The 24,792-nt window shown below is 37.9% G+C and carries 25 protein-coding genes and 2 other annotated features; all 25 genes read left to right on the forward strand.

Annotation, left to right across the window (positions count from 1 at the left end):
- The first annotated feature begins 268 nt into the window (after positions 1 to 268).
- The 25 genes from ctsR (at position 269) to rpoB (ending at position 24,781) form a co-directional block, all read left to right on the forward strand.
- Positions 269 to 730: a transcriptional regulator CtsR gene (ctsR, locus tag BAQ44_RS01560; RefSeq protein WP_061678384.1), complete on the forward strand. Its 462-nt coding sequence runs from the start codon at positions 269 to 271 to the stop codon at positions 728 to 730.
- A 174-nt stretch (positions 731 to 904) separates the two neighbouring features.
- Positions 905 to 1,453: a protein-arginine kinase activator protein McsA gene (mcsA, locus tag BAQ44_RS01565; RefSeq protein ID WP_071720458.1), complete on the forward strand. Its 549-nt coding sequence runs from the start codon at positions 905 to 907 to the stop codon at positions 1,451 to 1,453.
- 4 nt (positions 1,454 to 1,457) lie between these two features.
- Complete coding sequence (gene mcsB, locus BAQ44_RS01570) at positions 1,458 to 2,522, forward strand: protein-arginine kinase McsB (RefSeq protein WP_063260918.1); 1,065 nt, start codon at positions 1,458 to 1,460, stop codon at positions 2,520 to 2,522.
- A gap of 22 nt (positions 2,523 to 2,544) precedes the next feature.
- The gene (gene clpC / locus BAQ44_RS01575) at positions 2,545 to 4,980 is read left to right on the forward strand and encodes an ATP-dependent protease ATP-binding subunit ClpC (RefSeq protein ID WP_061678382.1); all 2,436 of its coding nucleotides are present in this window, start codon (positions 2,545 to 2,547) and stop codon (positions 4,978 to 4,980) included.
- Between the two features lie 96 nt (positions 4,981 to 5,076).
- Positions 5,077 to 6,453 (forward strand): DNA repair protein RadA, encoded by a 1,377-nt coding sequence (gene radA, locus BAQ44_RS01580; RefSeq protein ID WP_071720460.1) that lies wholly within the window; start codon positions 5,077 to 5,079, stop codon positions 6,451 to 6,453.
- A gap of 3 nt (positions 6,454 to 6,456) precedes the next feature.
- A complete protein-coding gene (gene disA, locus BAQ44_RS01585) occupies positions 6,457 to 7,530 on the forward strand; it encodes a DNA integrity scanning diadenylate cyclase DisA (protein WP_061678380.1) in 1,074 nt (357 codons plus the stop codon).
- A 160-nt stretch (positions 7,531 to 7,690) separates the two neighbouring features.
- Positions 7,691 to 8,800, forward strand: a complete 1,110-nt coding sequence (locus BAQ44_RS01590; RefSeq protein WP_061678379.1) for a PIN/TRAM domain-containing protein — start codon at positions 7,691 to 7,693, stop codon at positions 8,798 to 8,800.
- 16 nt (positions 8,801 to 8,816) lie between these two features.
- Positions 8,817 to 9,497 carry a 2-C-methyl-D-erythritol 4-phosphate cytidylyltransferase gene (gene ispD, locus BAQ44_RS01595; RefSeq protein WP_063260919.1) on the forward strand — a complete coding sequence of 227 codons (681 nt, stop codon included), beginning with the start codon at positions 8,817 to 8,819 and terminating at the stop codon, positions 9,495 to 9,497.
- Positions 9,498 to 9,612: 115 nt separating this feature from the next.
- The gene (gene ispF, locus BAQ44_RS01600; protein ID WP_000488386.1) at positions 9,613 to 10,089 is read left to right on the forward strand and encodes a 2-C-methyl-D-erythritol 2,4-cyclodiphosphate synthase; all 477 of its coding nucleotides are present in this window, start codon (positions 9,613 to 9,615) and stop codon (positions 10,087 to 10,089) included.
- A gap of 89 nt (positions 10,090 to 10,178) precedes the next feature.
- On the forward strand, positions 10,179 to 11,636 hold the full coding sequence (gene gltX / locus BAQ44_RS01605) for a glutamate--tRNA ligase (protein ID WP_071720462.1): 1,458 nt from the start codon (positions 10,179 to 10,181) through the stop codon (positions 11,634 to 11,636).
- Between the two features lie 47 nt (positions 11,637 to 11,683).
- Positions 11,684 to 11,930, forward strand: a binding site (T-box leader).
- 138 nt (positions 11,931 to 12,068) lie between these two features.
- Positions 12,069 to 12,734 (forward strand): serine O-acetyltransferase, encoded by a 666-nt coding sequence (gene cysE / locus BAQ44_RS01610; RefSeq protein WP_000476500.1) that lies wholly within the window; start codon positions 12,069 to 12,071, stop codon positions 12,732 to 12,734.
- Complete coding sequence (gene cysS / locus BAQ44_RS01615; protein ID WP_061678375.1) at positions 12,715 to 14,112, forward strand: cysteine--tRNA ligase; 1,398 nt, start codon at positions 12,715 to 12,717, stop codon at positions 14,110 to 14,112. The genes cysE and cysS overlap by 20 nt, the downstream gene beginning before the upstream one ends.
- Before the next feature lie 2 nt (positions 14,113 to 14,114).
- Positions 14,115 to 14,522, forward strand: coding sequence for a Mini-ribonuclease 3 (locus tag BAQ44_RS01620; RefSeq protein ID WP_063260920.1), 408 nt, complete (start codon positions 14,115 to 14,117; stop codon positions 14,520 to 14,522).
- Complete coding sequence (gene rlmB, locus BAQ44_RS01625; RefSeq protein ID WP_000093762.1) at positions 14,519 to 15,262, forward strand: 23S rRNA (guanosine(2251)-2'-O)-methyltransferase RlmB; 744 nt, start codon at positions 14,519 to 14,521, stop codon at positions 15,260 to 15,262. The genes BAQ44_RS01620 and rlmB overlap by 4 nt, the downstream gene beginning before the upstream one ends.
- Positions 15,263 to 15,265: 3 nt before the next feature.
- Positions 15,266 to 15,778 carry an NYN domain-containing protein gene (locus BAQ44_RS01630; protein ID WP_000997888.1) on the forward strand — a complete coding sequence of 171 codons (513 nt, stop codon included), beginning with the start codon at positions 15,266 to 15,268 and terminating at the stop codon, positions 15,776 to 15,778.
- A 67-nt stretch (positions 15,779 to 15,845) separates the two neighbouring features.
- Complete coding sequence (locus tag BAQ44_RS01635) at positions 15,846 to 16,505, forward strand: RNA polymerase factor sigma-70 (protein WP_000387198.1); 660 nt, start codon at positions 15,846 to 15,848, stop codon at positions 16,503 to 16,505.
- A gap of 128 nt (positions 16,506 to 16,633) precedes the next feature.
- On the forward strand, positions 16,634 to 16,780 hold the full coding sequence (gene rpmG, locus BAQ44_RS01640) for a 50S ribosomal protein L33 (RefSeq protein ID WP_002070160.1): 147 nt from the start codon (positions 16,634 to 16,636) through the stop codon (positions 16,778 to 16,780).
- Positions 16,781 to 16,812: 32 nt separating this feature from the next.
- Entirely contained in the window at positions 16,813 to 16,992 is a 180-nt protein-coding gene (gene secE, locus BAQ44_RS01645) for a preprotein translocase subunit SecE (RefSeq protein WP_001241321.1), read from the forward strand.
- A 131-nt stretch (positions 16,993 to 17,123) separates the two neighbouring features.
- The gene (gene nusG, locus BAQ44_RS01650) at positions 17,124 to 17,657 is read left to right on the forward strand and encodes a transcription termination/antitermination protein NusG (RefSeq protein WP_000415794.1); all 534 of its coding nucleotides are present in this window, start codon (positions 17,124 to 17,126) and stop codon (positions 17,655 to 17,657) included.
- Between the two features lie 167 nt (positions 17,658 to 17,824).
- Positions 17,825 to 18,250, forward strand: coding sequence for a 50S ribosomal protein L11 (rplK, locus tag BAQ44_RS01655; protein WP_001085872.1), 426 nt, complete (start codon positions 17,825 to 17,827; stop codon positions 18,248 to 18,250).
- Between the two features lie 177 nt (positions 18,251 to 18,427).
- Positions 18,428 to 19,120: a 50S ribosomal protein L1 gene (rplA, locus tag BAQ44_RS01660; protein ID WP_002070162.1), complete on the forward strand. Its 693-nt coding sequence runs from the start codon at positions 18,428 to 18,430 to the stop codon at positions 19,118 to 19,120.
- A gap of 49 nt (positions 19,121 to 19,169) precedes the next feature.
- Positions 19,170 to 19,313, forward strand: a sequence feature (ribosomal protein L10 leader region).
- Between the two features lie 39 nt (positions 19,314 to 19,352).
- On the forward strand, positions 19,353 to 19,853 hold the full coding sequence (gene rplJ, locus BAQ44_RS01665) for a 50S ribosomal protein L10 (RefSeq protein ID WP_000048724.1): 501 nt from the start codon (positions 19,353 to 19,355) through the stop codon (positions 19,851 to 19,853).
- A gap of 67 nt (positions 19,854 to 19,920) precedes the next feature.
- A complete protein-coding gene (gene rplL, locus BAQ44_RS01670; RefSeq protein ID WP_000159737.1) occupies positions 19,921 to 20,280 on the forward strand; it encodes a 50S ribosomal protein L7/L12 in 360 nt (119 codons plus the stop codon).
- 76 nt (positions 20,281 to 20,356) lie between these two features.
- On the forward strand, positions 20,357 to 20,956 hold the full coding sequence (locus BAQ44_RS01675; RefSeq protein WP_063260921.1) for a class I SAM-dependent methyltransferase: 600 nt from the start codon (positions 20,357 to 20,359) through the stop codon (positions 20,954 to 20,956).
- A 291-nt stretch (positions 20,957 to 21,247) separates the two neighbouring features.
- A complete protein-coding gene (gene rpoB, locus BAQ44_RS01680; RefSeq protein ID WP_061678374.1) occupies positions 21,248 to 24,781 on the forward strand; it encodes a DNA-directed RNA polymerase subunit beta in 3,534 nt (1,177 codons plus the stop codon).
- Positions 24,782 to 24,792: the final 11 nt, after the last annotated feature.

Here is a 24,792-nt window from a genome sequence, read left to right on the forward strand (position 1 = left end):
AGCTCTCTAGCGCCGATGGTAGTTGGGACCTTGTCCCTGTGAGAGTAGGACGTCGCCAAGCAACTAAACACGAGTCAAATGACTCGTGTTTTTTCGTGTTTTCTTTTATAATCCATAGTAATTAAAAAATGTGTTTAAATAATTATTATTTTGATTAAATACAGGGGAATGTGGCTAGGATAGTGAATAAGCAAAAGAGTTGCAAATTTTATTAATACGTATATAATTAAAGTCAAAGATAGTCAAAGTCAATAAAGGTGGCGGATAAATGAGAAATATATCTGATATCATTGAGCAATATCTAAAGCAAGTTATTGACTTAAGTAATAATAATGTGATTGAAATCAAAAGAAATGAGATTGCGGATCGATTCGAGTGCGTACCATCTCAAATCAATTATGTAATCAATACCCGTTTTACGATAGAAAGAGGATTTGTAGTAGAAAGTAAACGTGGTGGAGGAGGTTACATTCGCATTATAAAAGTCAAACTGCATGACGATATAGACATTATCGATCAAATGCTTCATATGATTGATCATAGCGTTGCGCAAGGGAATGCAGAGAGTATGATTATACGTTTAATAGAAGAGGGAATCATAACAAATCGTGAAGCTAAACTTATGTTAAGTGTACTAGATCGTTCTGTATTATCAATGGATGTTCCTTCTCGAGATGAACTTAGGGCTCGAATATTATGCGCAATGTTAAGAACACTGAAATATAAATAAATACAGCTTTTGTAAAAGAGTAATAACTAAGATATCAGGCAGTTAAATATTGTAGAGGTTTTGAAAAAAGAACACGCACTTTTATTTAAACGAATAAGGGAAAGCGAACAATCTAGTAATGTATGAAAAAGTATTATGAGATAGATCGTTCCTGTTGTAAAGGTGGGGATAGTGATGACTTGTCAAAACTGTAATATAAGACCAGCAACTTTACATTATACAAAAGTAATCAACGAACAGAAGACGGAAGTTCATCTTTGTGAGCAATGTGCAGAACAAAGTGGCTATACGTCTTTCTTTCAATCGCCACAGTCTAACTTTTCATTCCATGATTTATTTGCTGGGTTATTACATGGTGAATCAACAATGTTTGAAGAAGGACAAAACGGGCTTTCGAATACAAGTATATTAAGGTGTCCAGATTGTAAGATGACATATGAGCAATTTACAAAGGTGGGACGTTTTGGATGTGCTTCTTGTTACGATACATTTAAGGAACATTTAAAGCCATTATTAAAACGTCTTCACGGCGGACATACAGATCATTGTGGAAAAATTCCGGAACGTATAGAAGGAAATATTCACTTAAAGAAAGAATTAGATGAACTAAAACTCATTCTGAAACAATACGTACAGAAAGAGGAGTTTGAGAAAGCTGCTGAAGTAAGGGATAAAATTCGAGGTCTTGAAAATCAGCTTAGTGAGCATAGAGAGGGGGAATAGTTCTATGTCACTGGACAAAATCATGAATGAAGCGATTAGTCCATGGATGAAGGGGGATGGCCCTGATTCTGATATTGTTTTAAGTAGTCGAATACGTTTGGCTCGTAATTTTAAAAAATATCAATTCTCTACTATGCAAAACGAAGAAGAAGCTAAACAGATTCATGAATTATTTAAAAAGGAATTTATAAATAAAACGGTAGAACCCTTTGGAGAGTTTGAACTATTAAAAATGAATGAATTAACGCCTCTTCAAAGGAGAGTATTAGTTGAAAAGCATTTAATTAGTCCTAACCTTGCAGGAACAGAATATGGAGCATGTCTATTGTCAGGAAGCGAACATATTAGTGTTATGCTGAATGAAGAAGACCATATTAGGATTCAGTGCTTATTTTCAGGGTTGCAGTTATCAGAGGCCCTTCAAAGTGCCAATCAAATAGATAATTGGATAGAGGAAGAGGTTGAATATGCTTTTGATGAATCACTTGGATATATAACGAGCTGCCCTACTAACGTTGGTACAGGATTGAGGGCTTCCGTAATGATTCACTTACCGGGACTCGTTTTAACGAAAAGAATTAGCCGTATTATACAAGTAATTCAAAAATTAGGGTTAGTAGTAAGAGGAATATACGGTGAAGGTAGCGAAGCGTTAGGTAATATATTTCAAGTGTCAAATCAAATGACGCTAGGAAAATCTGAAGCAGATATTATTGCAGATTTAAAGAGTGTCATTCAACAAATCATACAGCAAGAGAAAATGGCTAGAGAATTAATTGTACAAAATTCAAGTATTGAGCTTGAAGATAAAGTTTATCGCTCTTATGGCATACTAGCAAACAGTCGGTTAATTCAATCTGCGGAAGCGGCCACTTGCTTATCAGATGTACGACTTGGTATTGATTTAGGATATATAAAAGGTGTATCGAGAAATATTTTGACTGAGCTAATGGTTCTTACACAACCAGGTATTTTACAACAATATGCAGGTGGACCTTTAGGACCAGAAGAAAGAGATTATCGAAGAGCAACCTTAATCCGTGAGCGATTACGTATTGAAAAAAACTAAGCGCAAGTAGGAGGCGATTTCTATGATGTTTGGAAGATTTACAGAAAGAGCACAGAAAGTATTAGCTTTATCTCAAGAGGAAGCAATTCGTATTGGGCATAATAATATTGGAACAGAACATATTTTACTTGGGCTTGTACGTGAAGGTGAAGGAATTGCAGCAAAAGCGTTAATTGCTCTTGGATTAAGTCCAGAGAAAGTTCAAAAAGAGGTAGAAGCATTAATTGGACGCGGAACAGAAGCTTCTCAAACTGTACATTATACACCGCGTGCTAAAAAAGTTATTGAGTTGTCAATGGATGAAGCTCGTAAATTAGGTCATTCTTACGTCGGAACAGAACATATCTTACTTGGTTTAATCCGTGAGGGTGAAGGCGTAGCAGCACGTGTTTTAAATAACTTAGGTGTTAGCCTAAATAAGGCAAGGCAACAAGTATTACAACTTCTTGGAAGTAATGAAGCAAGTTCAGGTCACCAAGGTGGTTCTTCAACAAATGCAAATACACCGACACTGGATAGCTTAGCACGTGATTTAACAGTTGTTGCACGTGAAAATCGTCTAGATCCTGTTATCGGGCGTGGTAAAGAAATTCAACGTGTAATTGAAGTTTTAAGCCGTAGAACAAAAAATAATCCTGTATTAATTGGAGAGCCTGGTGTAGGTAAAACGGCAATTGCAGAAGGATTAGCACAACAAATTGTAAATAATGAAGTTCCTGAAACATTAAGAGATAAGCGTGTTATGACACTAGATATGGGTACAGTTGTAGCTGGAACGAAATATCGTGGTGAATTTGAAGATCGTTTAAAGAAAGTTATGGATGAAATCCGTCAAGCTGGCAACATTATTCTATTTATTGATGAACTTCATACATTAATTGGTGCAGGTGGAGCAGAAGGTGCTATTGATGCATCGAACATCTTAAAACCATCTTTAGCACGCGGAGAGTTACAATGTATTGGGGCGACAACTTTAGATGAATATCGTAAATATATTGAAAAAGATGCGGCTTTAGAGAGACGATTCCAACCGATTCACGTTGATGAGCCAAGTTTAGATGAATCAACTCAAATCTTGAAAGGTTTACGTGATCGTTACGAGGCACATCACCGTGTATCTATTACAGATGATGCAATTGATGCAGCTGTAAAGCTTTCAGACCGTTATATTACAGATCGTTTCTTACCAGATAAGGCAATTGACTTAATTGATGAAGCTGCTTCAAAGGTTCGCTTACGTTCTTATACAACACCACCAAATCTAAAAGAGCTTGAAGTGAAGCTTGAGGAAATTAGAAAAGAAAAAGATGCAGCTGTGCAAAGTCAAGAATTTGAAAAAGCTGCTTCCTTACGTGATATGGAACAACGCTTACGTGAGAAGTTAGAAGATACGAAGCGTCAATGGAAAGAACAACAAGGAAAAGAAAACTCAGAGGTGACAGTAGAAGATATTGCAAATGTCGTTTCTACGTGGACTCGTATCCCGGTTTCTAAACTTGCACAAACAGAGACTGATAAATTATTAAACTTAGAATCCATCCTTCACGATCGTGTTATTGGTCAAGATGAAGCGGTAGTAGCTGTAGCGAAAGCTGTTCGTCGTGCTAGAGCGGGATTGAAAGATCCAAAACGTCCGATTGGTTCATTTATTTTCTTAGGACCAACAGGTGTAGGTAAAACAGAGCTAGCAAGAGCGTTAGCAGAATCTATGTTCGGTGATGAGGATGCAATGATTCGCATCGATATGTCTGAGTACATGGAGAAGCATTCTACTTCTCGTTTAGTTGGATCTCCTCCAGGATATGTTGGATATGAAGAAGGTGGACAATTAACAGAAAAGGTTCGCCGTAAGCCATATTCAGTTGTCCTATTAGATGAAGTAGAGAAAGCTCACCCTGATGTGTTTAACATTTTACTACAAGTATTAGAAGATGGTCGTTTAACGGATTCTAAAGGGCGTACAGTTGATTTCCGTAATACAATTGTTATTATGACATCTAACGTTGGTGCAGACGCATTAAAACGTAATAAACATCTTGGATTTAACGTACAAGATGAGAGCCGCGATTATTCAGATATGAAAGGTAAAGTAATGGATGAACTGAAAAAGGCATTTCGTCCAGAATTCTTAAACCGTATTGATGAAATTATCGTGTTCCATATGCTTGAGAAAAAACATATTCAAGAGATTGTAACACTTATGGTAAATCAGTTAGTGAATCGCTTAAAAGAGCAAGAAATTGAATTGCATTTAACAGAAGGAGCAATTTCAGCCATTGCTGATAAAGGATTTGACCGAGAATACGGTGCTCGTCCGCTTCGTAGAGCAATTCAGAAACATGTAGAAGATAGACTATCGGAAGAACTTTTAAAAGGTGCTATTGAGAAAGGACAAAAAGTTATCTTTGATGTTGAAGGGGAAACATTTGTCATTCATAGTGCTGAAAAGGTAAAATAAGTATAGACAAACTAAGAGGGCTACGAGATAGCCCTCTTTCTTGTACGAGAAGGATAAACTGTGTATAGATGAAAGTGAAGTGAAATATAAAACGATATGGCTAAAAAGAAAACAAAATTTACATGTCAAGAGTGTGGTTATCAGTCACCAAAATATATGGGGAAATGCCCTGGTTGTGGTCAATGGAATACACTTATTGAAGAGATGGAACCGGTTGTATCATCAAGACGCCTTAATTATGCCAATGCAATTCAATCGGAAGTAACAAAACCAAGACGCCTAACAGAAGTAGAAACAAAATCTGAGGCACGTATTGAAACGAAATTCCAAGAGTTTAACCGTGTACTTGGTGGTGGGATTGTAGATGGATCATTAGTACTTATTGGTGGAGACCCTGGGATTGGAAAATCAACATTACTATTACAGATTTCATCGCAATTAGCAGATTCTTCATATGATGTACTATATATATCCGGTGAAGAATCGGCAAAACAGATTAAACTTCGTGCAGATCGTTTGCATGTAAATGGTAGTAATCTATTTGTTGTATCAGAGACAGACTTGCAGCGAATTGCAGCACACATTGAAGAGATGAATCCAGCTTTTGTTGTTATTGACTCCATTCAAACGATACATTTACCTGAGGTAACGTCAGCGCCGGGAAGTGTGGCACAAGTACGTGAATGTACAGCAGAATTAATGAAACTTGCAAAAACGAAAGGAATCCCTATTTTTATCGTCGGACATGTAACAAAAGAGGGGGCAATTGCAGGGCCACGTATGTTAGAACATATGGTCGATGCAGTTCTTTACTTTGAAGGAGATCGTCATCATACATACCGTATTTTGCGAGCTGTGAAGAATCGTTTCGGTTCCACGAATGAAATGGGTATTTTTGAAATGAAAGAGCTTGGTCTTGCGGAAGTCTTAAACCCTTCTGAAATCTTTCTTGAGGAAAGACCCGTTGGAGTCGCAGGATCAACAGTAGTTGCCTCAATGGAAGGAACAAGACCGGTTTTAGTAGAAATACAAGCATTAATCTCCCCTACTAGTTTTGGAAACCCTCGAAGAATGGCGACGGGAATTGATCATAACCGTGTATCGCTTATTATGGCAGTGTTAGAAAAAAGAACAGGTTTATTATTGCAAAACCAAGATGCATATTTAAAAGTAGCAGGTGGTTTGAAATTAGATGAACCAGCAATTGATTTAGCTGTGGCTTTAAGTATCGCTTCAAGTTTTAGAGATAAATCTACGGCACCAACCGATGCAGTAATAGGAGAAGTAGGATTAACTGGAGAAATAAGAAGAGTATCAAGAATTGAACAACGTGTACAAGAAGCAGCTAAATTAGGATTTCAACGTGCTATTATTCCTAGAAAAAATTTGGGAGGATGGACAATTCCGGATGGGATTGAGGTAGTAGGTGTATCTAATTTAGGGGAAGCGCTTCGTTTGACATTAGGAGGCTAGGCTATGGAAGAAAACAAGCAACGTGTCAAAAGTATGATTAATATTTTACAACTCGTGGCCCCAGGAACACCACTGCGCGAAGGGATAGATAATGTGCTTCGCGCACAAACAGGGGGACTAATTGTTCTTGGATATAACGAACAAATTAAAAGTATTGTAGATGGAGGATTTCATATTAATTGCGCATTCTCTCCTGCTAGTTTATACGAATTAGCAAAAATGGATGGGGCACTTATTTTAAATGAAACTGGAAGTAAAATTTTAATTGCAAATGCACAGTTAGTTCCAGAGGCATCTATTGATTCTATTGAAACAGGTATGCGCCACCGGACAGCAGAGCGTGTAGCAAAGCAGACAGGTAGTCTCGTTGTGGCTATTTCACAAAGACGTAACGTAATTACACTATATCAAGGGAATTTACGTTATACACTAAAGGATATAGGTGTTATTTTAACAAAGGCAAACCAAGCTATTCAGACGTTAGAAAAATATAAGGCTGTATGGAATGATGGTATTACCAATTTGGGCATTCTAGAATTTGAAGAAGTCGTTACAATGTCCGAGGTGGTTCATGTGCTACATAGTGTTGAAATGGTACTGCGTATTAAAAATGAAATATTGAGCTATATTCATGAGCTAGGAACAGAAGGTAGGTTAATTCGTTTACAACTTACAGAGCTACTAGCTGATTTAGAGGCAGAGGCAGCGTTATTAATTAAAGATTATTACCAAGAAAAAACACAAGACCATCATCAAATTTTGAAAAAGTTACAAGATCTTGCGAACACACAACTTCTAGAGGATAGCGATTTAGTTAAATTGCTTGGCTACCCAGGACAAACGAGTTTAGAAGAAAGTGTGACGCCGAGAGGATACCGAATCACAAGCAAAATTTCGCGCGTTCCGCCACTTATCATTGAAAATTTAATTAATCGGTTTAAGACTTTGCAAGGTGTTTGTCGAGCAACTATTAATGAATTGGATGATGTGGAAGGAATTGGAGAAGTTAGGGCGAAGAAAATACGAGAAGGCCTAAAAAGAATCCAAGAGCATCTCTATATGAGTAGACACAATTAAGAATATTACATTGATTCCATAATATAACGACACTAGAACACTTTTGGTATATGATATGATATATTGGTAAATAAAACTATTTATAAAAAAACACGTCCGCTTTTGCATTCGGCGTTTTGATTAGCGAAACAATGGTTAATAATGAGTAGGAGGTGGTTGGATGTTAAAACGGATTGTACAGCTCTTCTTTCTAGTAATTGGGGGAGCGTTAGGGATTTACTTAATCCCAAAAGTTATTAATGTATTAGACATCGGTGCCGTTCCTTTATTGGAAGGATCGTATGCTCGTGCAATTATTGGTGCAATTATTTTATTTTTAACAACATTTTGGCTTGTAGATTATATTGTTCAACTTATTAAGCATATTGAAGAGGCTCTTGTAAAGGCGCCTGTAGCGGATGTTTTATTTGGTACATTAGGTTTAATCTCTGGGCTTATTGTTGCGTATTTAATTTTAATACCAATTCGTGAATTTACAATTCCAGTTATTAGTACAGTGTTGCAAGTGTTCTTTACTCTTTTACTTGGATACTTAGGATTCCAAGTAGGGTTTAAAAAGAGGAATGAATTGCTAGGATTATTTACACTACCACAACGTGGGAAGAAGAAAAATAATAATAGTGATAATGAAGAAACTGAAGCAGAGGTAGAAGAATCTACAACTCATTGGAAAATTCTCGATACGAGTGTAATTATCGACGGACGTATTGCTGATATTTGCCAAACAAAGTTTTTAGAAGGAACAATTGTGATTCCACAATTCGTGTTAGAAGAACTTCAGCACATTGCCGATTCTTCGGATGCTTTAAAACGTAATCGTGGTCGCAGAGGATTAGATATTTTAAATCGTATTCAAAAAGAGATGCCGATTCCGGTAGAAATTTATGAAGGCGATTTCGATGATATTCAAGAAGTGGATAGCAAGCTTGTAAAGTTGGCGAAGATCACTGGTGGAACGGTAGTAACGAATGATTTCAACTTAAATAAAGTTTCTGAACTACAAGGGGTAACGGTGTTAAACATTAACGATTTAGCTAATGCAATTAAACCTGTTGTACTCCCAGGGGAAGAACTAAGTGTTTATGTTGTAAAAGATGGAAAAGAACAAAATCAAGGTGTTGCATATTTAGATGACGGCACGATGATTGTAGTAGAAGATGGTAGAGAATATGTAGGTTCACAACTCGATGTGCTTGTTACGAGTGTGTTACAAACATCGGCTGGTCGTATGATTTTCGCCAAACGTAAATTATTAGAAAAAGCATTATAAGTAGAGGATTATTAATATGTATACATTAATTATTCCAGCAGCTGGTCAAGGTAAGCGGATGGGTGCTGGCAAAAATAAGTTGTTCTTACTTATTAATGAAGTACCGATTATTGTGCATACGTTACGTGCTTTTGAAACAGATAAAGCGTGCAAAAGTATTATTATGGCAATTAACGAAGAAGAACGTCCGTATTTTGAAGAATTAATGCAGGAGTATCCGATTGAAAAGCCAGTACAATTTATTCAGGGTGGAGCTGAAAGACAAGATAGTGTGTACAATGCGATTCAGCATACTAGTGATGTTGAGTATGTTCTTGTACATGACGGTGCGCGTCCATTCGTAACGAATAAAGTGATTCAAGATGTATTAACTGCAGCAGAAAAATATGGGGCTTCTATTTGTGCGGTGCCAGTGAAAGATACCGTTAAGAAGGTAGAGCAGGGTGTTGTTATCGAAACGGTAGAAAGATCTCAGCTTAAAGCTGTACAAACACCGCAAGGGTTCGCTGTTTCTCTTTTGTTAGAAGCTCATAGAAGTGCGAAACAGAGTTGTTTCCTTGGTACAGATGATGCAAGTCTCGTAGAACGTATTGGGAAGCAAGTAGGTGTAGTAGAAGGAAGTTACTATAATATTAAAGTGACGACTCCAGAAGATTTACTAATTGCTGAAAGCTTTCTTCACGTTCAAACGAAATGATAGCAATGAGCATAGCGAAGAAAAGCTCGGCAACAGCCGGGCTTTTCTTTATAAGGATAGCGATATAATATAGAATCATAAAACTCTGTAGTTTAGCTTGAGGAGGATATAAAAAATGTTTCGAATTGGACAAGGTTTTGATGTGCATGAATTCGCGGAAGGTAGACCGTTAATTATTGGTGGAATTACAATTCCCCATGAGAAAGGATTAATTGGTCATTCAGACGCAGACGTATTGTTACATACGATTGCGGACGCATGTTTAGGTGCAATTGCAGCAGGAGATATTGGAAAGCATTTCCCTGATACAGATCCTGCCTTTAAAGATGCTGATTCAGCTGTATTGCTGCAAAAGGTTTGGGAATTTGTACGTGAACAAGGTTACGAGTTAGGAAATCTAGATTGTACAATTATTGCTCAAAAGCCGAAGATGGCACCACATATTGAAAGTATGCGTAAACGCATTAGTGAGCTATTAGAAACGTCTATTGATAATATCAATGTAAAGGCAACAACAACAGAAAAATTAGGATTTACAGGTAGAGAAGAAGGAATTGCTTCTCAAGCAGTTGTTTTATTACAGAAAAAATAAGGGTTTTTAATTCGTAAGATGGATAATCACATTTGTTTGGTGTACAATTATAGAATGTGTTGACATTAAGAATGGAAGGTGTACCAATTATGGAAAAGCAAGTGAGAGTGCGCTATGCGCCAAGTCCAACAGGACACTTACATATCGGAAATGCGCGTACGGCATTATTTAATTATTTATTTGCTCGTCATCAAGATGGTAAGTTTATTATTCGTATTGAAGATACTGATGTAAAACGTAATGTTGCTGGTGGAGAAGAAAGCCAATTAAAATACTTGAAATGGCTCGGTATGGACTGGGATGAAGGTGTTGATGTTGGTGGTGAATTTGGACCATATCGTCAAACAGAGCGTTTAGATATTTATAAAAAATTATATGAAGATTTACTAGAGCGTGGTTTAGCTTACAAATGTTATATGACAGAAGAAGAGCTAGAAGCAGAACGTGAAGGACAAATCTCTCGTGGTGAAACACCTCGTTACGCAGGTAACCACCGTGATTTAACTGAAGCACAAGAGAAAGAATTTGAAGCTGAGGGACGTATTCCAAGTATTCGTTTCCGTGTACCAGCTGACCATGATTACACATTTAAAGATATCGTAAAAGATGAAGTTGCATTCCATTCAAATGATTTCGGTGATTTCGTTATCGTGAAAAAAGATGGAATTCCAACTTATAACTTTGCGGTAGCAGTAGATGATCACTTAATGGAAATTACACACGTACTTCGTGGTGATGATCATATTTCAAATACGCCAAAACAAATGATGATTTATGAAGCTTTCGGTTGGGATATCCCGCAATTTGGTCATATGACTTTAATTGTAAATGAAAGCCGTAAAAAATTAAGTAAGCGTGATGAATCTATTATTCAATTTATTGAGCAATATAAAGAGCTTGGATATCTTCCAGAAGCAATCTTTAACTTTATTGCACTACTAGGCTGGTCGCCAGTAGGAGAAGAAGAAATCTTCTCTCAAGAAGAGTTTATCAAAATGTTCGATGCAGCTCGTTTATCAAAATCACCTGCATTGTTTGATTCTCAAAAATTAAAATGGATGAACAACCAATATATGAAAAAGCAAGATTTAGATACGGTGGTAGAATTAAGCTTACCGCATTTAGTGAAAGCTGGACGTATAGGTGAGACTTTAAGTGAACAAGAACAAGCTTGGATTCGTGATGTAATTGCGTTATATCATGAACAAATGAGTTTTGGAGCTGAAATTGTAGAGCTTTCTGAAATGTTCTTCAAAGATCATGTTGATCATGAAGAAGAAGGACAAGAAGTATTAAAAGGTGAACAAGTACCAGAAGTACTTCGCGCATTTGCTGGTCAAGTAGAAGCACTAGAAGCGATGGAACCAGCAGCAATTAAGGCTGCTATTAAAGCAGTTCAAAAGGAAACAGGTCATAAAGGTAAAAACTTATTTATGCCAATCCGTGTTGCAACTACTGGTCAAACACATGGTCCAGAGCTTCCTAATGCTATTGCACTTCTTGGAAAAGAAAAAGTTTTAAATCGTCTTCAAAAAGTAATTGGTTAACATTTTCTAGGTTTAGAAATATAATAAGTATACTTAAAACCTAATAAGGAAAAGCGACGAGAAGGAGAAGTAGAAAATCAGGCTTTTTACAGAGAGAACCACCTTTAGGCTGGAAGTGGTTTATAAGCGGATTTTTGAAATGCCCCTTCGAGTCTTCTGCTGAACAGCAAATTGTTTTGCGAAACGTCTTAGGGCGTAAAGTAAGCAGAAGCGGTGTACACCGTTATCAGAGATGAGTTTGAGGCTTTTTTTAGCCTAAACAGAGTGGAACCGCGCTTATAAGGCGTCTCTGTCAATATGACAGAGGCGTCTTTTTTTATACCGTAAAACAGGATATGAGTATAAGTTTTATCTACGTGTATAAAGGTTTAGGGAGATAAGTAGGGAGTTAGTTCGCTCGAAAAAGCAGCCCATAAAGGGGAGGGAACATCGATGTTTAAGAGGCTTCGGGAAGATATTGAAGTCGTTTTTGAACAGGATCCAGCGGCAAGAAGTTATTTCGAAGTCATTTTGACTTACTCTGGATTACATGCAGTTTGGGCACATCGAATTGCACATGCTTTTTATAAAAAGAATTTCTTCTTTATTGCACGTTGGATCTCACAAGTTAGTCGTTTCTTTACTGGCATTGAAATTCATCCAGGAGCAACAATTGGTCGTCGTTTTTTCATAGACCATGGAATGGGGGTTGTAATTGGAGAAACGTGCGAAATTGGTGATAATGTAACGATCTATCAAGGGGTTACATTAGGTGGTACGGGTAAAGAAAAGGGAAAGAGGCACCCTACAATTCAGGATAATGTATTAATTGCAACAGGTGCTAAAGTACTAGGTTCTATTACAGTTGGAGAGAATTCTAAAATTGGAGCGGGGTCTGTCGTATTAAAAGAAGTCCCTGCACATTCTACAGTTGTAGGTATACCTGGCCGAGTCGTTATTCAAAATGGAGTAAAGATCGGTCAAGAATTAAATCATTCTGACCTTCCAGACCCAATTTTTGATAAGTTAAAGGTCATGGAAGTAGAACTTGATAAATTGAAAAAACAACTTGAAGTAAAGGTAGAAAGGAAGGATAAAAATGACTATTCACATTTATAATACGTTAACGCGTCAAAAGGAAGAGTTTACTCCATTAGAAGAAAATAAGGTAAAGATGTATGTGTGCGGACCTACAGTGTATAACTATATTCACATTGGGAATGCAAGACCACCTATGGTATTTGATACGGTACGCCGTTATTTAGAATATAAAGGGTATGATGTGCAGTATGTATCTAACTTTACTGACGTAGATGATAAACTAATTAAAGCAGCAAATGAATTAGGTGAAGATGTGCCGACAATTGCTGACCGTTTCGTTGAGGCGTACTTTGAGGATGTAACAGCACTAGGTTGCAAACATGCAACGGTTCATCCGCGTGTAACGGAAAATATGGATATCATTATTGAATTTATTCAAGAACTTGTGAATAAAGGATATGCATATGAATCAGAAGGTGATGTGTACTTTAGAACGAAGGAATTCGAAGGGTACGGTAAATTATCGCATCAACCAATTGCAGACTTACGTCACGGCGCGCGTATTGAAGTAGGAGAAAAGAAACAAGACCCTCTTGATTTTGCTCTATGGAAAGCTGCGAAAGAAGGAGAAATCTTCTGGGAAAGCCCTTGGGGGAAAGGTCGTCCAGGCTGGCATATTGAATGCTCGGCAATGGCGCGTAAATACTTAGGAGATACAATCGATATTCATGCTGGTGGTCAAGACTTAGCATTTCCTCATCATGAGAATGAAATTGCACAGTCTGAGGCGTTAACTGGAAAAACATTTGCACGTTATTGGATGCACAATGGATATATTAATATTAATAATGAGAAGATGTCTAAGTCGCTGGGGAACTTCATTTTAGTTCACGATATCATTAAGCAATATGATCCACAGTTAATCAGATTCTTTATGCTATCGGTGCATTACCGTCACCCAATTAATTTCAGTGAAGAGTTATTACAAAGTACAAATAACGGACTGGAAAGAATTAAAACGGCTTACGGTAACTTAAAACACCGTATGGAAAGTAGTACCGATTTAACAGACCATAATGAGAATTGGTTAGCGGAACTGGAAAAATTCCAGACTGCATTTGAAGAAGCAATGAATGATGACTTCAACACTGCTAATGCAATCACTGAGTTATATAATGTAGCAAATCATGCGAATCAATATTTACTGGAAGAACATACGTCTAAAGTGGTAATTGAGGCATACGTAAAACAACTTGAAACATTATTTGATATTTTGGGGTTAGAATTAGCGCAAGACGAGTTGCTTGATGAAGAAATCGAGGCACTTATTCAAAAACGTATTGAAGCTCGTAAAAATCGTGATTTTGCATTGTCAGATCAAATTCGCGATGATTTAAAAGACCGTAATATTATTTTAGAAGATACCGCTCAAGGTACAAGATGGAAAAGAGGATAAGAATGATTGATGCAAAGCAATTAAACAGCTTAGCGTTAGCATACATGGGTGATGCGGTATATGAACAATATATCCGCTATCACCTACTCCAAAAAGGGAAAGTTCGTCCTAACCAATTACATCGATTAGGGACAAACTTTGTTTCGGCAAAAGCACAGGCGAAAGTTGTTTATCATTTATTAGAGACAGCATTTTTAACTGAGGAAGAAGAAGCAGTACTAAGAAGAGGGCGTAATGCAAATTCAGGTACTGTTCCGAAAAACACGGATGTACAAACATATCGACATAGTACAGCTTTTGAAGCGCTAATTGGCTATCATCACTTATTAAATAATCGCGAAAGATTAGACGAAATTGTATATAAAGCAATTGCTGTTTTAGAAGAAAAGGAAGGGGGCACATCATCATGAGTAGTGAATATATTATCGGACGTAACCCTGTAATTGAAGCGTTACGATCAGGAAGAGATATTAATAAAATTTGGATCGCAGAAGGTGCTGCCAAAGGACAAGTACAAATTGTACTAGCACTAGCGAAAGAAAATAAGGTTATTTTACAACATGCACCAAAGAAGAAGTTAGATCAATTAGTTGAGGGGAACCATCAAGGTGTAATTGCTCAAGTGGCTGCGTATCAATATGCTGAGCTAGAAGATCTATTTAAAGTAGCAGAGAAGCGTAATGAAGATCCGTTCTTCTTAATTTTAGATGAAATTGAAGACCCACATAACCTAGGTTCTATTATGCGTACTGCGGATGCAACAGGAGCTCATGGAATTATTATTCCGAAGAGAAGAGCTGTGGGACTTACAGCATCAGTTGCGAAAGCATCGACTGGAGCAATTGAATATATTCCTGTTGCACGTGTAACGAATTTATCTCGTACCATTGATGAGTTAAAAGAACGTGGACTTTGGATTGCTGGTACAGATGCAAAAGGGAAAACGGATTACCGTAATTTAGATGGTAAAATGCCAATTGGATTAGTAATTGGAAGTGAAGGAAAAGGTATGAGTCGTATTATTGGTGAAAAATGTGATTTCCTAATTACTTTACCGATGGTGGGTAAAGTTACATCCTTAAATGCTTCAGTAGCCGCAAGTTTGTTAATGTATGAGGTATATCGTAAGCGTCACGAAATTGGTAAATAAAAAATGAACGATATTTTAATCGTTGACGGTTACAACATTATCGGAGCTTGGGGAGACTTGAAGAAACTACGGGATGTAGATTTGCAATCATCAAGGGATGCACTGATTGATAAGATGGCGGATTACCAAGGATACACTGGTACAAAGGTAATGATAGTCTTTGATGCTTATACAGTACAAGGCATTGAAAAAAAGATGAAACAATCGCGTGTGGAAGTCATATTCACGAGAAAGAATCAAACTGCAGATGAAAAGATAGAGCAACTAGCGATTGAGCTTAGGAATATAAATACGCAAATATATGTTGCGACTTCTGATTATACGGAACAATGGGTTATATTTGCGCAAGGTGCTCTTCGGAAATCTGCACGTGAATTAGAGCTGGAAGTACAAGCGATGGAGCAACAAGTAAGAAGGCGTACGCAAGACACAAAAGAAAAGCAACCCGCCATGCGAAAGATATTTAGTAAAGATATTACAGAAAAATTAGAAAAATTAAGAAGAGGAGAGCGTTGAAGCATTGACGCTCTTTATCTTTTTACTGTATAATATTGCTAAATAAATAGCGGTCGGAGGGATCAAGGTGGAAGCAGGCTTCGTAAGTGTAGGCGACGTTACATTTCGTGATTTAGAGGATGAGGCAATCGTTGAGTTAGTTCGAAAAGGTAATACTGACGCTCTAGAATATTTGATTCACAAATATAAGAACTTTGTTCGCGCGAAATCAAGATCTTATTTCTTAGTGGGTGCCGATCGAGAAGATATTGTTCAAGAAGGTATGATTGGATTGTTTAAAGCGATTCGTGATTATAAAGAGGACAAGCTGTCTTCATTCAAAGCATTTGCTGAACTGTGTATCACTCGACAAATTATTACCGCTATTAAAACAGCAACAAGGCAAAAACATATCCCGTTAAATTCATATGTTTCTTTAGATAAGCCGATTTATGATGAAGAATCTGATCGGACATTATTAGATGTTATTTCGGAAGCGAAGGTAACGGATCCTGAAGAAATGATTATAAGTCAGGAAGAATATACAGACATAGAATCTAAAATATCTGAATTATTAAGCGATTTAGAAAGAAAAGTTCTTTCTTTATATCTAGATGGTCGTTCTTATCAAGAGATTTCGGAACAGTTAAATAGACATGTGAAATCTATTGATAACGCTTTACAGAGGGTAAAGCGGAAATTGGAACGATATATGGAAATGAGAGAGAGTACTACGTTAAATTCATAATAAATACTACAGGTGTAAAAAATCACCTGTTTTCTTTTTGTAGAGAGTACAAAAGGCATGTCATTGACATTGTCTTTTGTTGTATGATACATTTTTAGGGACATAATGTTACAAGGTTGGTGTAACTAATGAGGAAAAAAGTTGTACTCTCATGTGAAGAGTGTAAAAATCGAAACTACTCTACGATGAAAGATACGAGCTCAGTAGAGCGACTTGAAATAAAGAAGTTTTGTAAAACATGCAATCAGCATACAGTTCACAAGGAAACAAAATAAATAATTGAAATAATACACTGGAGGTCCCGTAGATGCGTTTAACGAACTTTTTCGGCGATGTAGGTCGCGAAATGAAAAAAGTAAGTTGGCCTAAAAAAGATGAATTACTCCGTTCAACAGCGACTGTTATCGCTACAGTTGTCTTCTTTGCGATTTTCTTCGCAGTAGTTGATATGGGCATTTCTTCTTTAATTCGGTTAATTCTTGGTTAATTCTTGAATAAGAAGCACTTATCCATGATATAATGTTATTTATAAGAACTGTGTAAAAGCCCGGTGAACGGGTTTTTTCATTTGCGCAAAAAAATGTACGTCAGGGAGGGAAGGACGCTCGTCCTAAATGAATGGAAAAAAGTTGGTATGTTGTCCATACTTATTCTGGATATGAAAATAAAGTAAAAGCAAACCTGGAGAAACGTGTAGAATCAATGGGTATGCAAGATAAAATTTTCCGTGTTGTTGTCCCGGAAGAAGTAGAAGTAGAAATGAAAAACGGTAAAGAAAAATTAATGAAAAGAAAAGTGTTCCCAGGTTATGTATTAGTAGAATTAATCATGACTGATGACTCTTGGTATGTTGTACGTAATACACCAGGTGTAACTGGGTTCGTTGGTTCTTCTGGTTCTGGATCTAAACCATCACCTCTATTAGAAGAGGAAGTTGTTACCATTATGAAGCATATGGGAATGGACAACGAAGTGGTTGATTTCGACTTTGAACTTCATGAAACAGTGCGTGTAAATGAAGGACCATTCGCAGATTATACAGGTGCTATTGAAGAAATTGATGTGGAGAAGAAAAAGGTTAGCGTGCTTGTGGACATGTTCGGTCGCGAGACTCCAGTTGAACTTGACTTCCATCAAATTGAAAAATTATAAAATGAAACTTGAAATGAATTGTAAAAAGTGATAATATCTTTTAAGTCAGTACGTCTTCGTTATCGGAGACGTTTTTTGAAAGATTTTATCCTTACAGATAAAATATGACGTGGGAGGGCAAATCACTGTCCAATTGACCACATCACGGACTTAAGGAGGTGTGTCTCGTGGCTAAAAAGGTAATTAAAATGGTAAAGCTTCAAATTCCTGCAGGTAAAGCTAACCCAGCTCCACCAGTTGGTCCAGCATTAGGACAAGCAGGTGTTAACATCATGGGCTTCTGTAAAGAGTTTAACGCTCGTACAGCTGATCAAGCTGGTCTTATCATCCCTGTTGAAATTACGGTATTTGAGGACCGTTCATTCACTTTCATTACTAAAACTCCTCCTGCTGCTGTTCTTCTTAAGAAAGTAGCTGGTATTGAGTCTGGTTCTGGTGAACCAAACCGTAATAAAGTGGCAACTGTTAAGCGTGATAAAGTACGCGAAATCGCTGAAACTAAAATGCCTGACCTAAACGCTGCTAGCGTAGAAGCTGCAATGCGTATGGTTGAAGGTACTGCACGCAGTATGGGCATCGTTATCGAAGACTAATTCGATTTGTTTTTTTAAAAAGGTTGCGGGTCTGGAATTCCAATTCGCAACCTTTATTATCGTAAATGATTATCGTTTTTAAATAAATGGATGGCGCGCGTCCTCAGGTTATACCTGAAAATAAGCGTAAACGTGGGAGGTTATTCCGCTAAAACCACATTCGAGGAGGAAATAAAAATGGCTAAAAGAGGTAAAAAGTACGTAGAAGCTGCAAAGCTTGTTGATCGTGCAACTGCTTACTCTGCAACAGAAGCAGTAGAATTAGTAAAGAAAACAAACACAGCTAAATTTGATGCGACTGTAGAAGTTGCATTCCGTTTAGGTGTTGACCCTAAGAAAGCTGACCAACAAATCCGTGGTGCAGTTGTTCTTCCACACGGTACTGGTAAAGTACAACGTGTATTAGTATTCGCTAAAGGCGAAAAAGCTAAAGAAGCTGAAGCTGCTGGAGCTGACTTCGTAGGCGATGCTGATTACATCGGTAAAATCCAACAAGGTTGGTTCGATTTCGATGTAGTAGTAGCAACTCCTGACATGATGGGTGAAGTTGGTAAACTTGGTCGCGTATTAGGACCTAAAGGTTTAATGCCAAACCCTAAAACTGGAACAGTTACTTTCGATGTAACTAAAGCTGTTAACGAAATCAAAGCTGGTAAAGTTGAATACCGCGTTGATAAAGCTGGTAACATCCACGTTCCAATCGGTAAAGTATCTTTCGAAGATGCTAAATTAGTAGAAAACTTCAGCACAATCGCTGACACTTTACAAAAAGTTAAGCCAGCTGCTGCAAAAGGTACTTACATGAAGAACGTAACAGTTGCTTCTACAATGGGACCTGGCGTACGTGTAGACGTTTCTACATTAGCGTAAATTTTGGAAGTTGACTTCATAAAGAAGTTTTTATATAATCATTTATGTTGTGAATTTAATTAGTGTACCGTAGACAGTAGGTGTCAATAGACTTAATTTCCTACCTAGGTGTTAATATACGAAACGGAATTTTTTTCTGTGACTATATGCCTCCATGTCTACAAGTTGGGCATGGAGGTTTTTAGTGCACTTTCGGTACATCTTCTATATAATCTACAGGAGGTGTAATAACATGAGCAAAGTAATCGAAACTAAACAACAAGTTGTAACTGAAATCGCTGAAAAACTTCGCGAAAGTAAATCTACGATCGTTGTTGACTACCGTGGTTTAACAGTTTCTGAAGTAACAGAATTACGTAAAAACTTACGTGAGGCTGGCGTTGAGTTCAAAGTTTACAAAAACTCTTTAACTCGTCGTGCTGCAGAGTCTGCTGAAATGGCTGAGTTAAACGAATTCTTAACAGGACCAAACGCAATCGCGTTCAGTAACGAGGATGTAGTTGCTCCTGCGAAAGTATTAAACGACTTCGCTACAAAACACGAAGCTTTAGAAATTAAAGCTGGTGTAATCGAAGGTAAACTTGTAACACTTGATGAGGTTAAAGCTATCGCTACTCTTCCATCACGTGAAGGCTTACTTTCTATGCTTCTTAGCGTTCTTCAAGCTCCAATCCGTAACCTTGCACTTGCTACTAAAGCAGTTGCAGAACAAAAGGAAGAGCAAGGCGCTTAATTTTTTAAAAGATAATTACTTGTTATCTATAAAACAATACAAACCTATTTAAGGGAGGATATTTACAATGACTAAAGAACAAATCATTGAAGCAGTTAAATCTATGACTGTATTAGAACTTAACGACTTAGTAAAAGCTATCGAGGAAGAATTCGGCGTAACTGCTGCTGCTCCTGTAGCTGTAGCTGGTGGCGCTGGTGAAGCTGCTGCTGAAAAAACTGAATTTGACGTAGTACTTGCAAGTGCTGGCGCTCAAAAAATCAAAGTTATCAAAGCTGTACGTGAAATCACTGGTCTTGGCTTAAAAGAAGCTAAAGAATTAGTTGACAACACTCCAAAAGCAATCAAAGAAGGCGTTTCTAAAGAGGAAGCTGAAGAAATGAAAGCTAAACTTGAAGAAGTTGGCGCTGCTGTAGAAGTTAAGTAATTAACTTTTGATGCTTTAAAAAAAGCTCGCTCTCATGCGAGCTTTTTTTTTAACTGTAAAGAAAAGAGGTGGCCATATGGCAGACCATTATTTTTCTAACGACCCTTCTAGTAAAAGTGATCGTAAGCGATGGGAATTTGCACTTCGTGGATCTCAATTTACTTTCTTATCTGACCGTGGGGTGTTCTCGAAAAACGAAGTGGACTTTGGTTCTCGTCTTTTAATTGAAGCGTTTCAAGTGCCAGATATTAAAGGTGATATATTAGACGTAGGTTGTGGATATGGACCAATTGGTTTATCGTTGGCGAAAGAGTTTCAAGACCGTAAAGTTCACATGGTGGATGTGAATGAAAGGGCGCTTGAGCTTGCAAAAGAAAATGCCGCTAACAATAGAGTTGGAAATGTACACATTTTTCAAAGTAGCGTCTATGAAAATGTAGATGGTATGTATGCTGCTATTCTATCTAATCCTCCAATTCGTGCAGGTAAAGATATCGTGCATGAGATTTTAGAAAAGGCTGTAGATCATTTAGTTTCAGGTGGAGAGTTGTGGATTGTTATTCAAAAGAAGCAAGGTGCACCATCTGCACTGAAGAAACTAGAGGAAGTATTTTCTGAAGTCGAAGTTGTAGAAAAGAAAAAGGGATATTATATCATAAAATCAAAAAAACGTTGACGGTTATTTTTGGCTATGTTAACATTATACAATGCCAATATATGATTTTCTGCGTTGAGAAAGATGTATATTTTTGTTTCTCTTGGAAAAGATAGTAAAATCAGCAGATTATGAAACAGAATGATGGTTTTCTTATAGAAGCCATTTTTCTTTTTTGAGCAGGTAGAAAGACTCAACGTATTTATCTTTAAGAGAAAAAGACTACGCTAATAGCAGTAGTTGTATTTATTTGTGATTTTGCGCAATTTTTTTTGTGCATTTATAATACTCATGATTTGAGGGGTGAAGCAGTTGACAGGTCAACTAGTTCAATACGGACGCCACCGCCAACGAAGAAGTTATGCCCGTATTAGTGAAGTATTAGAGTTACCAAATCTTATCGAAATTCAAACCTCTTCTTATCAGTGGTTTCTTGATGAGGGTTTGCGAGAAATGTTCCAAGACATTTCTCCGATTGAAGACTTTACGGGAAATCTATCGCTTGAATTTATCGACTACAGCTTAGGTGAACCTAAATACTCTGTAGACGAATGCAAAGAGCGTGATGTGACGTATGCAGCACCACTTCGTGTAAAAGTGCGTCTAATCAACAAGGAAACTGGTGAAGTAAAAGAACAAGATGTGTTCATGGGAGATTTCCCACTCATGACAGAGACTGGAACATTCGTAATTAACGGTGCAGAACGTGTTATCGTTTCCCAGTTAGTTCGCTCTCCAAGCGTATACTATAGTGGCAAAGTGGATAAAAACGGAAAACGTGGTTTTACTGCTACTGTAATTCCAAACCGCGGAGCTTGGTTAGAGTATGAGACAGATGCTAAGGATGTTGTATATGTGCGTATTGACCGTACGCGTAAACTTCCTGTAACTGTTTTGTTACGCGCATTAGGGTTTGGCTCTGATCAAGAAATCACCGAGCTTTTAGGTGATAACGAATACTTAAGCAACACATTAGAAAAAGACAACACAGATAGCACAGAAAAAGCATTGCTTGAAATTTATGAGCGTCTACGTCCTGGTGAACCACCAACAGTAGAAAATGCTAAGAGCTTACTTGTGTCTCGTTTCTTCGATCCAAAGCGCTACGATTTAGCAAATGTAGGTCGCTATAAGATCAACAAGAAGTTACACATTAAAAACAGATTGTTTAACCAACGCTTAGCTGAAACATTAGTGGATCCAGAAACTGGTGAAATTTTAGCGGCAGAAGGAACAATCTTAGATCGTCGTACACTTGATCGCATTTTACCTTACTTAGAGAAAAACATTGGATTCAAAACAGCGAAACCAATGGGTGGAGTGGTAGAAGGCGATGTTGAGCTGCAATCTATTAAGATTTATGCTCCTGAGTCAGAAGGCGAACGCGTAATTAATGTAATTGGTAATGCGAATATTACTCGTGATGTAAAACACATTACACCAGGTGATATCCTTGCTTCTATCAGTTACTTCTTCAATCTACTATACAAAGTAGGGGATACAGATGATATCGACCATTTAGGAAACCGTCGTCTGCGTTCAGTTGGAGAACTATTACAAAATCAATTCCGTATCGGTCTTTCTCGTATGGAACGTGTTGTTCGTGAGAGAATGTCGATTCAGGATACAAATGCAATTACACCACAGGCGCTAATTAATATTCGTCCTGTTATTGCATCTATTAAAGAGTTCTTCGGAAGTTCTCAGTTATCTCAGTTCATGGACCAAACAAACCCATTAGCAGAGTTAACTCACAAACGAAGACTATCTGCATTAGGACCCGGTGGTTTAACGCGTGAGCGCGCAGGCTTTGAAGTGCGTGACGTTCACTACTCTCACTATGGTCGTATGTGCCCGATTGAAACACCAGAGGGACCAAACATCGGTTTGATTAACTCATTATCATCGTTCGCGAAAGTAAATGAGTTTGGTTTCATTGAAACACCATACCGTCGTGTTGATCCAGAAACTGGTCTTGTAACAGGGCAGGTTGATTACTTAACTGCAGATGAAGAAGATAATTATGTTGTAGCCCAAGCGAATATGAAATTATCTGAAGAAGGAGAATTCCTTAGTGAAGATATCGTAGCTCGTTTCCGTGGTGAAAACATTGTCACAAATAAAGAACGCATCGACTACATGGATGTATCTCCAAAACAAGTAGTGTCGGCAGCGACAGCTTGTATTCCGTTCTTAGAAAACGATGACTCTAACCGCGCACTTATGGGAGCGAACATGCAACGTCAGGCGGTTCCATTAATGAATCCGGAATCTCCGATTGTAGGTACAGGTATGGAGTACGTATCAGCAAAAGACTCAGGTGCTGCAGTAATCTGTAAACACCCTGGTGTTGTTGAACGCGTAGAAGCACGTGAAGTTTGGGTACGTCGCTTTGTAGAAGTTGACGGTCAAACAGTAAAAGGCGACTTAGATCGCTACAAAATGCAAAAATTCATTCGTTCTAACCAAGGAACTTGCTACAACCAACGCCCAATCGTAAGTGTTGGAAATGAAGTTGTAAAAGGTGAAATCCTTGCGGATGGTCCTTCTATGGAATTAGGTGAACTAGCACTTGGACGTAACGTGCTTGTTGGCTTCATGACTTGGGACGGTTATAACTACGAGGATGCGATCATTATGAGTGAGCGCCTTGTAAAAGATGATGTGTACACTTCTATTCATATTGAAGAATATGAGTCAGAAGCTCGTGATACGAAGCTTGGACCAGAAGAAATTACACGTGACATTCCAAACGTTGGGGAAGATGCATTACGCAACCTTGACGAGCGCGGTATCATTCGCGTTGGTGCGGAAGTAAAAGATGGAGATTTACTTGTTGGTAAAGTAACACCTAAAGGTGTAACAGAATTAACAGCTGAAGAACGTCTATTACATGCTATCTTTGGAGAAAAAGCACGTGAAGTACGTGATACATCACTACGTGTACCACACGGTGGTGGCGGTATTATCTTAGACGTAAAAGTATTCAACCGTGAAGATGGCGATGAGTTGCCACCAGGCGTGAATCAACTTGTACGTGCATATATCGTTCAAAAACGTAAAATTTCTGAAGGTGACAAGATGGCCGGACGTCACGGTAACAAAGGTGTTATCTCTCGTATTTTACCAGAAGAAGATATGCCTTACTTACCAGACGGTACGCCAATCGATATCATGTTAAACCCATTAGGGGTACCATCTCGTATGAATATCGGTCAGGTATTAGAGCTTCATCTTGGTATGGCAGCAAGATACCTTGGCATTCACATTGCAACACCAGTATTCGATGGTGCTCGTGAGGAAGATGTTTGGGGCACGATTGAAGAAGCTGGTATGGCAAATGACGCGAAAACAATCCTGTATGACGGACGTACTGGTGAACCATTCGATAACCGCGTATCTGTTGGTGTCATGTATATGATCAAACTTGCGCACATGGTTGACGATAAACTTCATGCTCGTTCTACTGGACCATACTCACTTGTAACGCAGCAGCCTCTTGGAGGTAAAGCTCAGTTCGGTGGACAGCGTTTCGGTGAGATGGAGGTTTGGGCACTTGAAGCTTATGGTGCTGCTTATACTCTTCAAGAAATCTTAACAGTGAAGTCTGATGATGTTGTTGGACGTGTTAAGACGTATGAAGCAATTGTTAAAGGCGAAAATGTTCCAGAACCAGGCGTTCCTGAATCATTCAAAGTATTGATTAAAGAGCTGCAAAGTTTAGGTATGGACGTTAAAATGATGTCTAGCGACGATAAAGAAATTGAAATGCGTGATACAGAAGATGACGATGATCATCAATCAGCAGATAAATTGAATGTCGAAGTTGAGACAACTAAGGAATAATTGGGATAACC

Source organism: Bacillus mobilis (genome assembly GCF_001884045.1).
Taxonomy (GTDB): Bacteria; Bacillota; Bacilli; order Bacillales; family Bacillaceae_G; genus Bacillus_A; species Bacillus_A mobilis.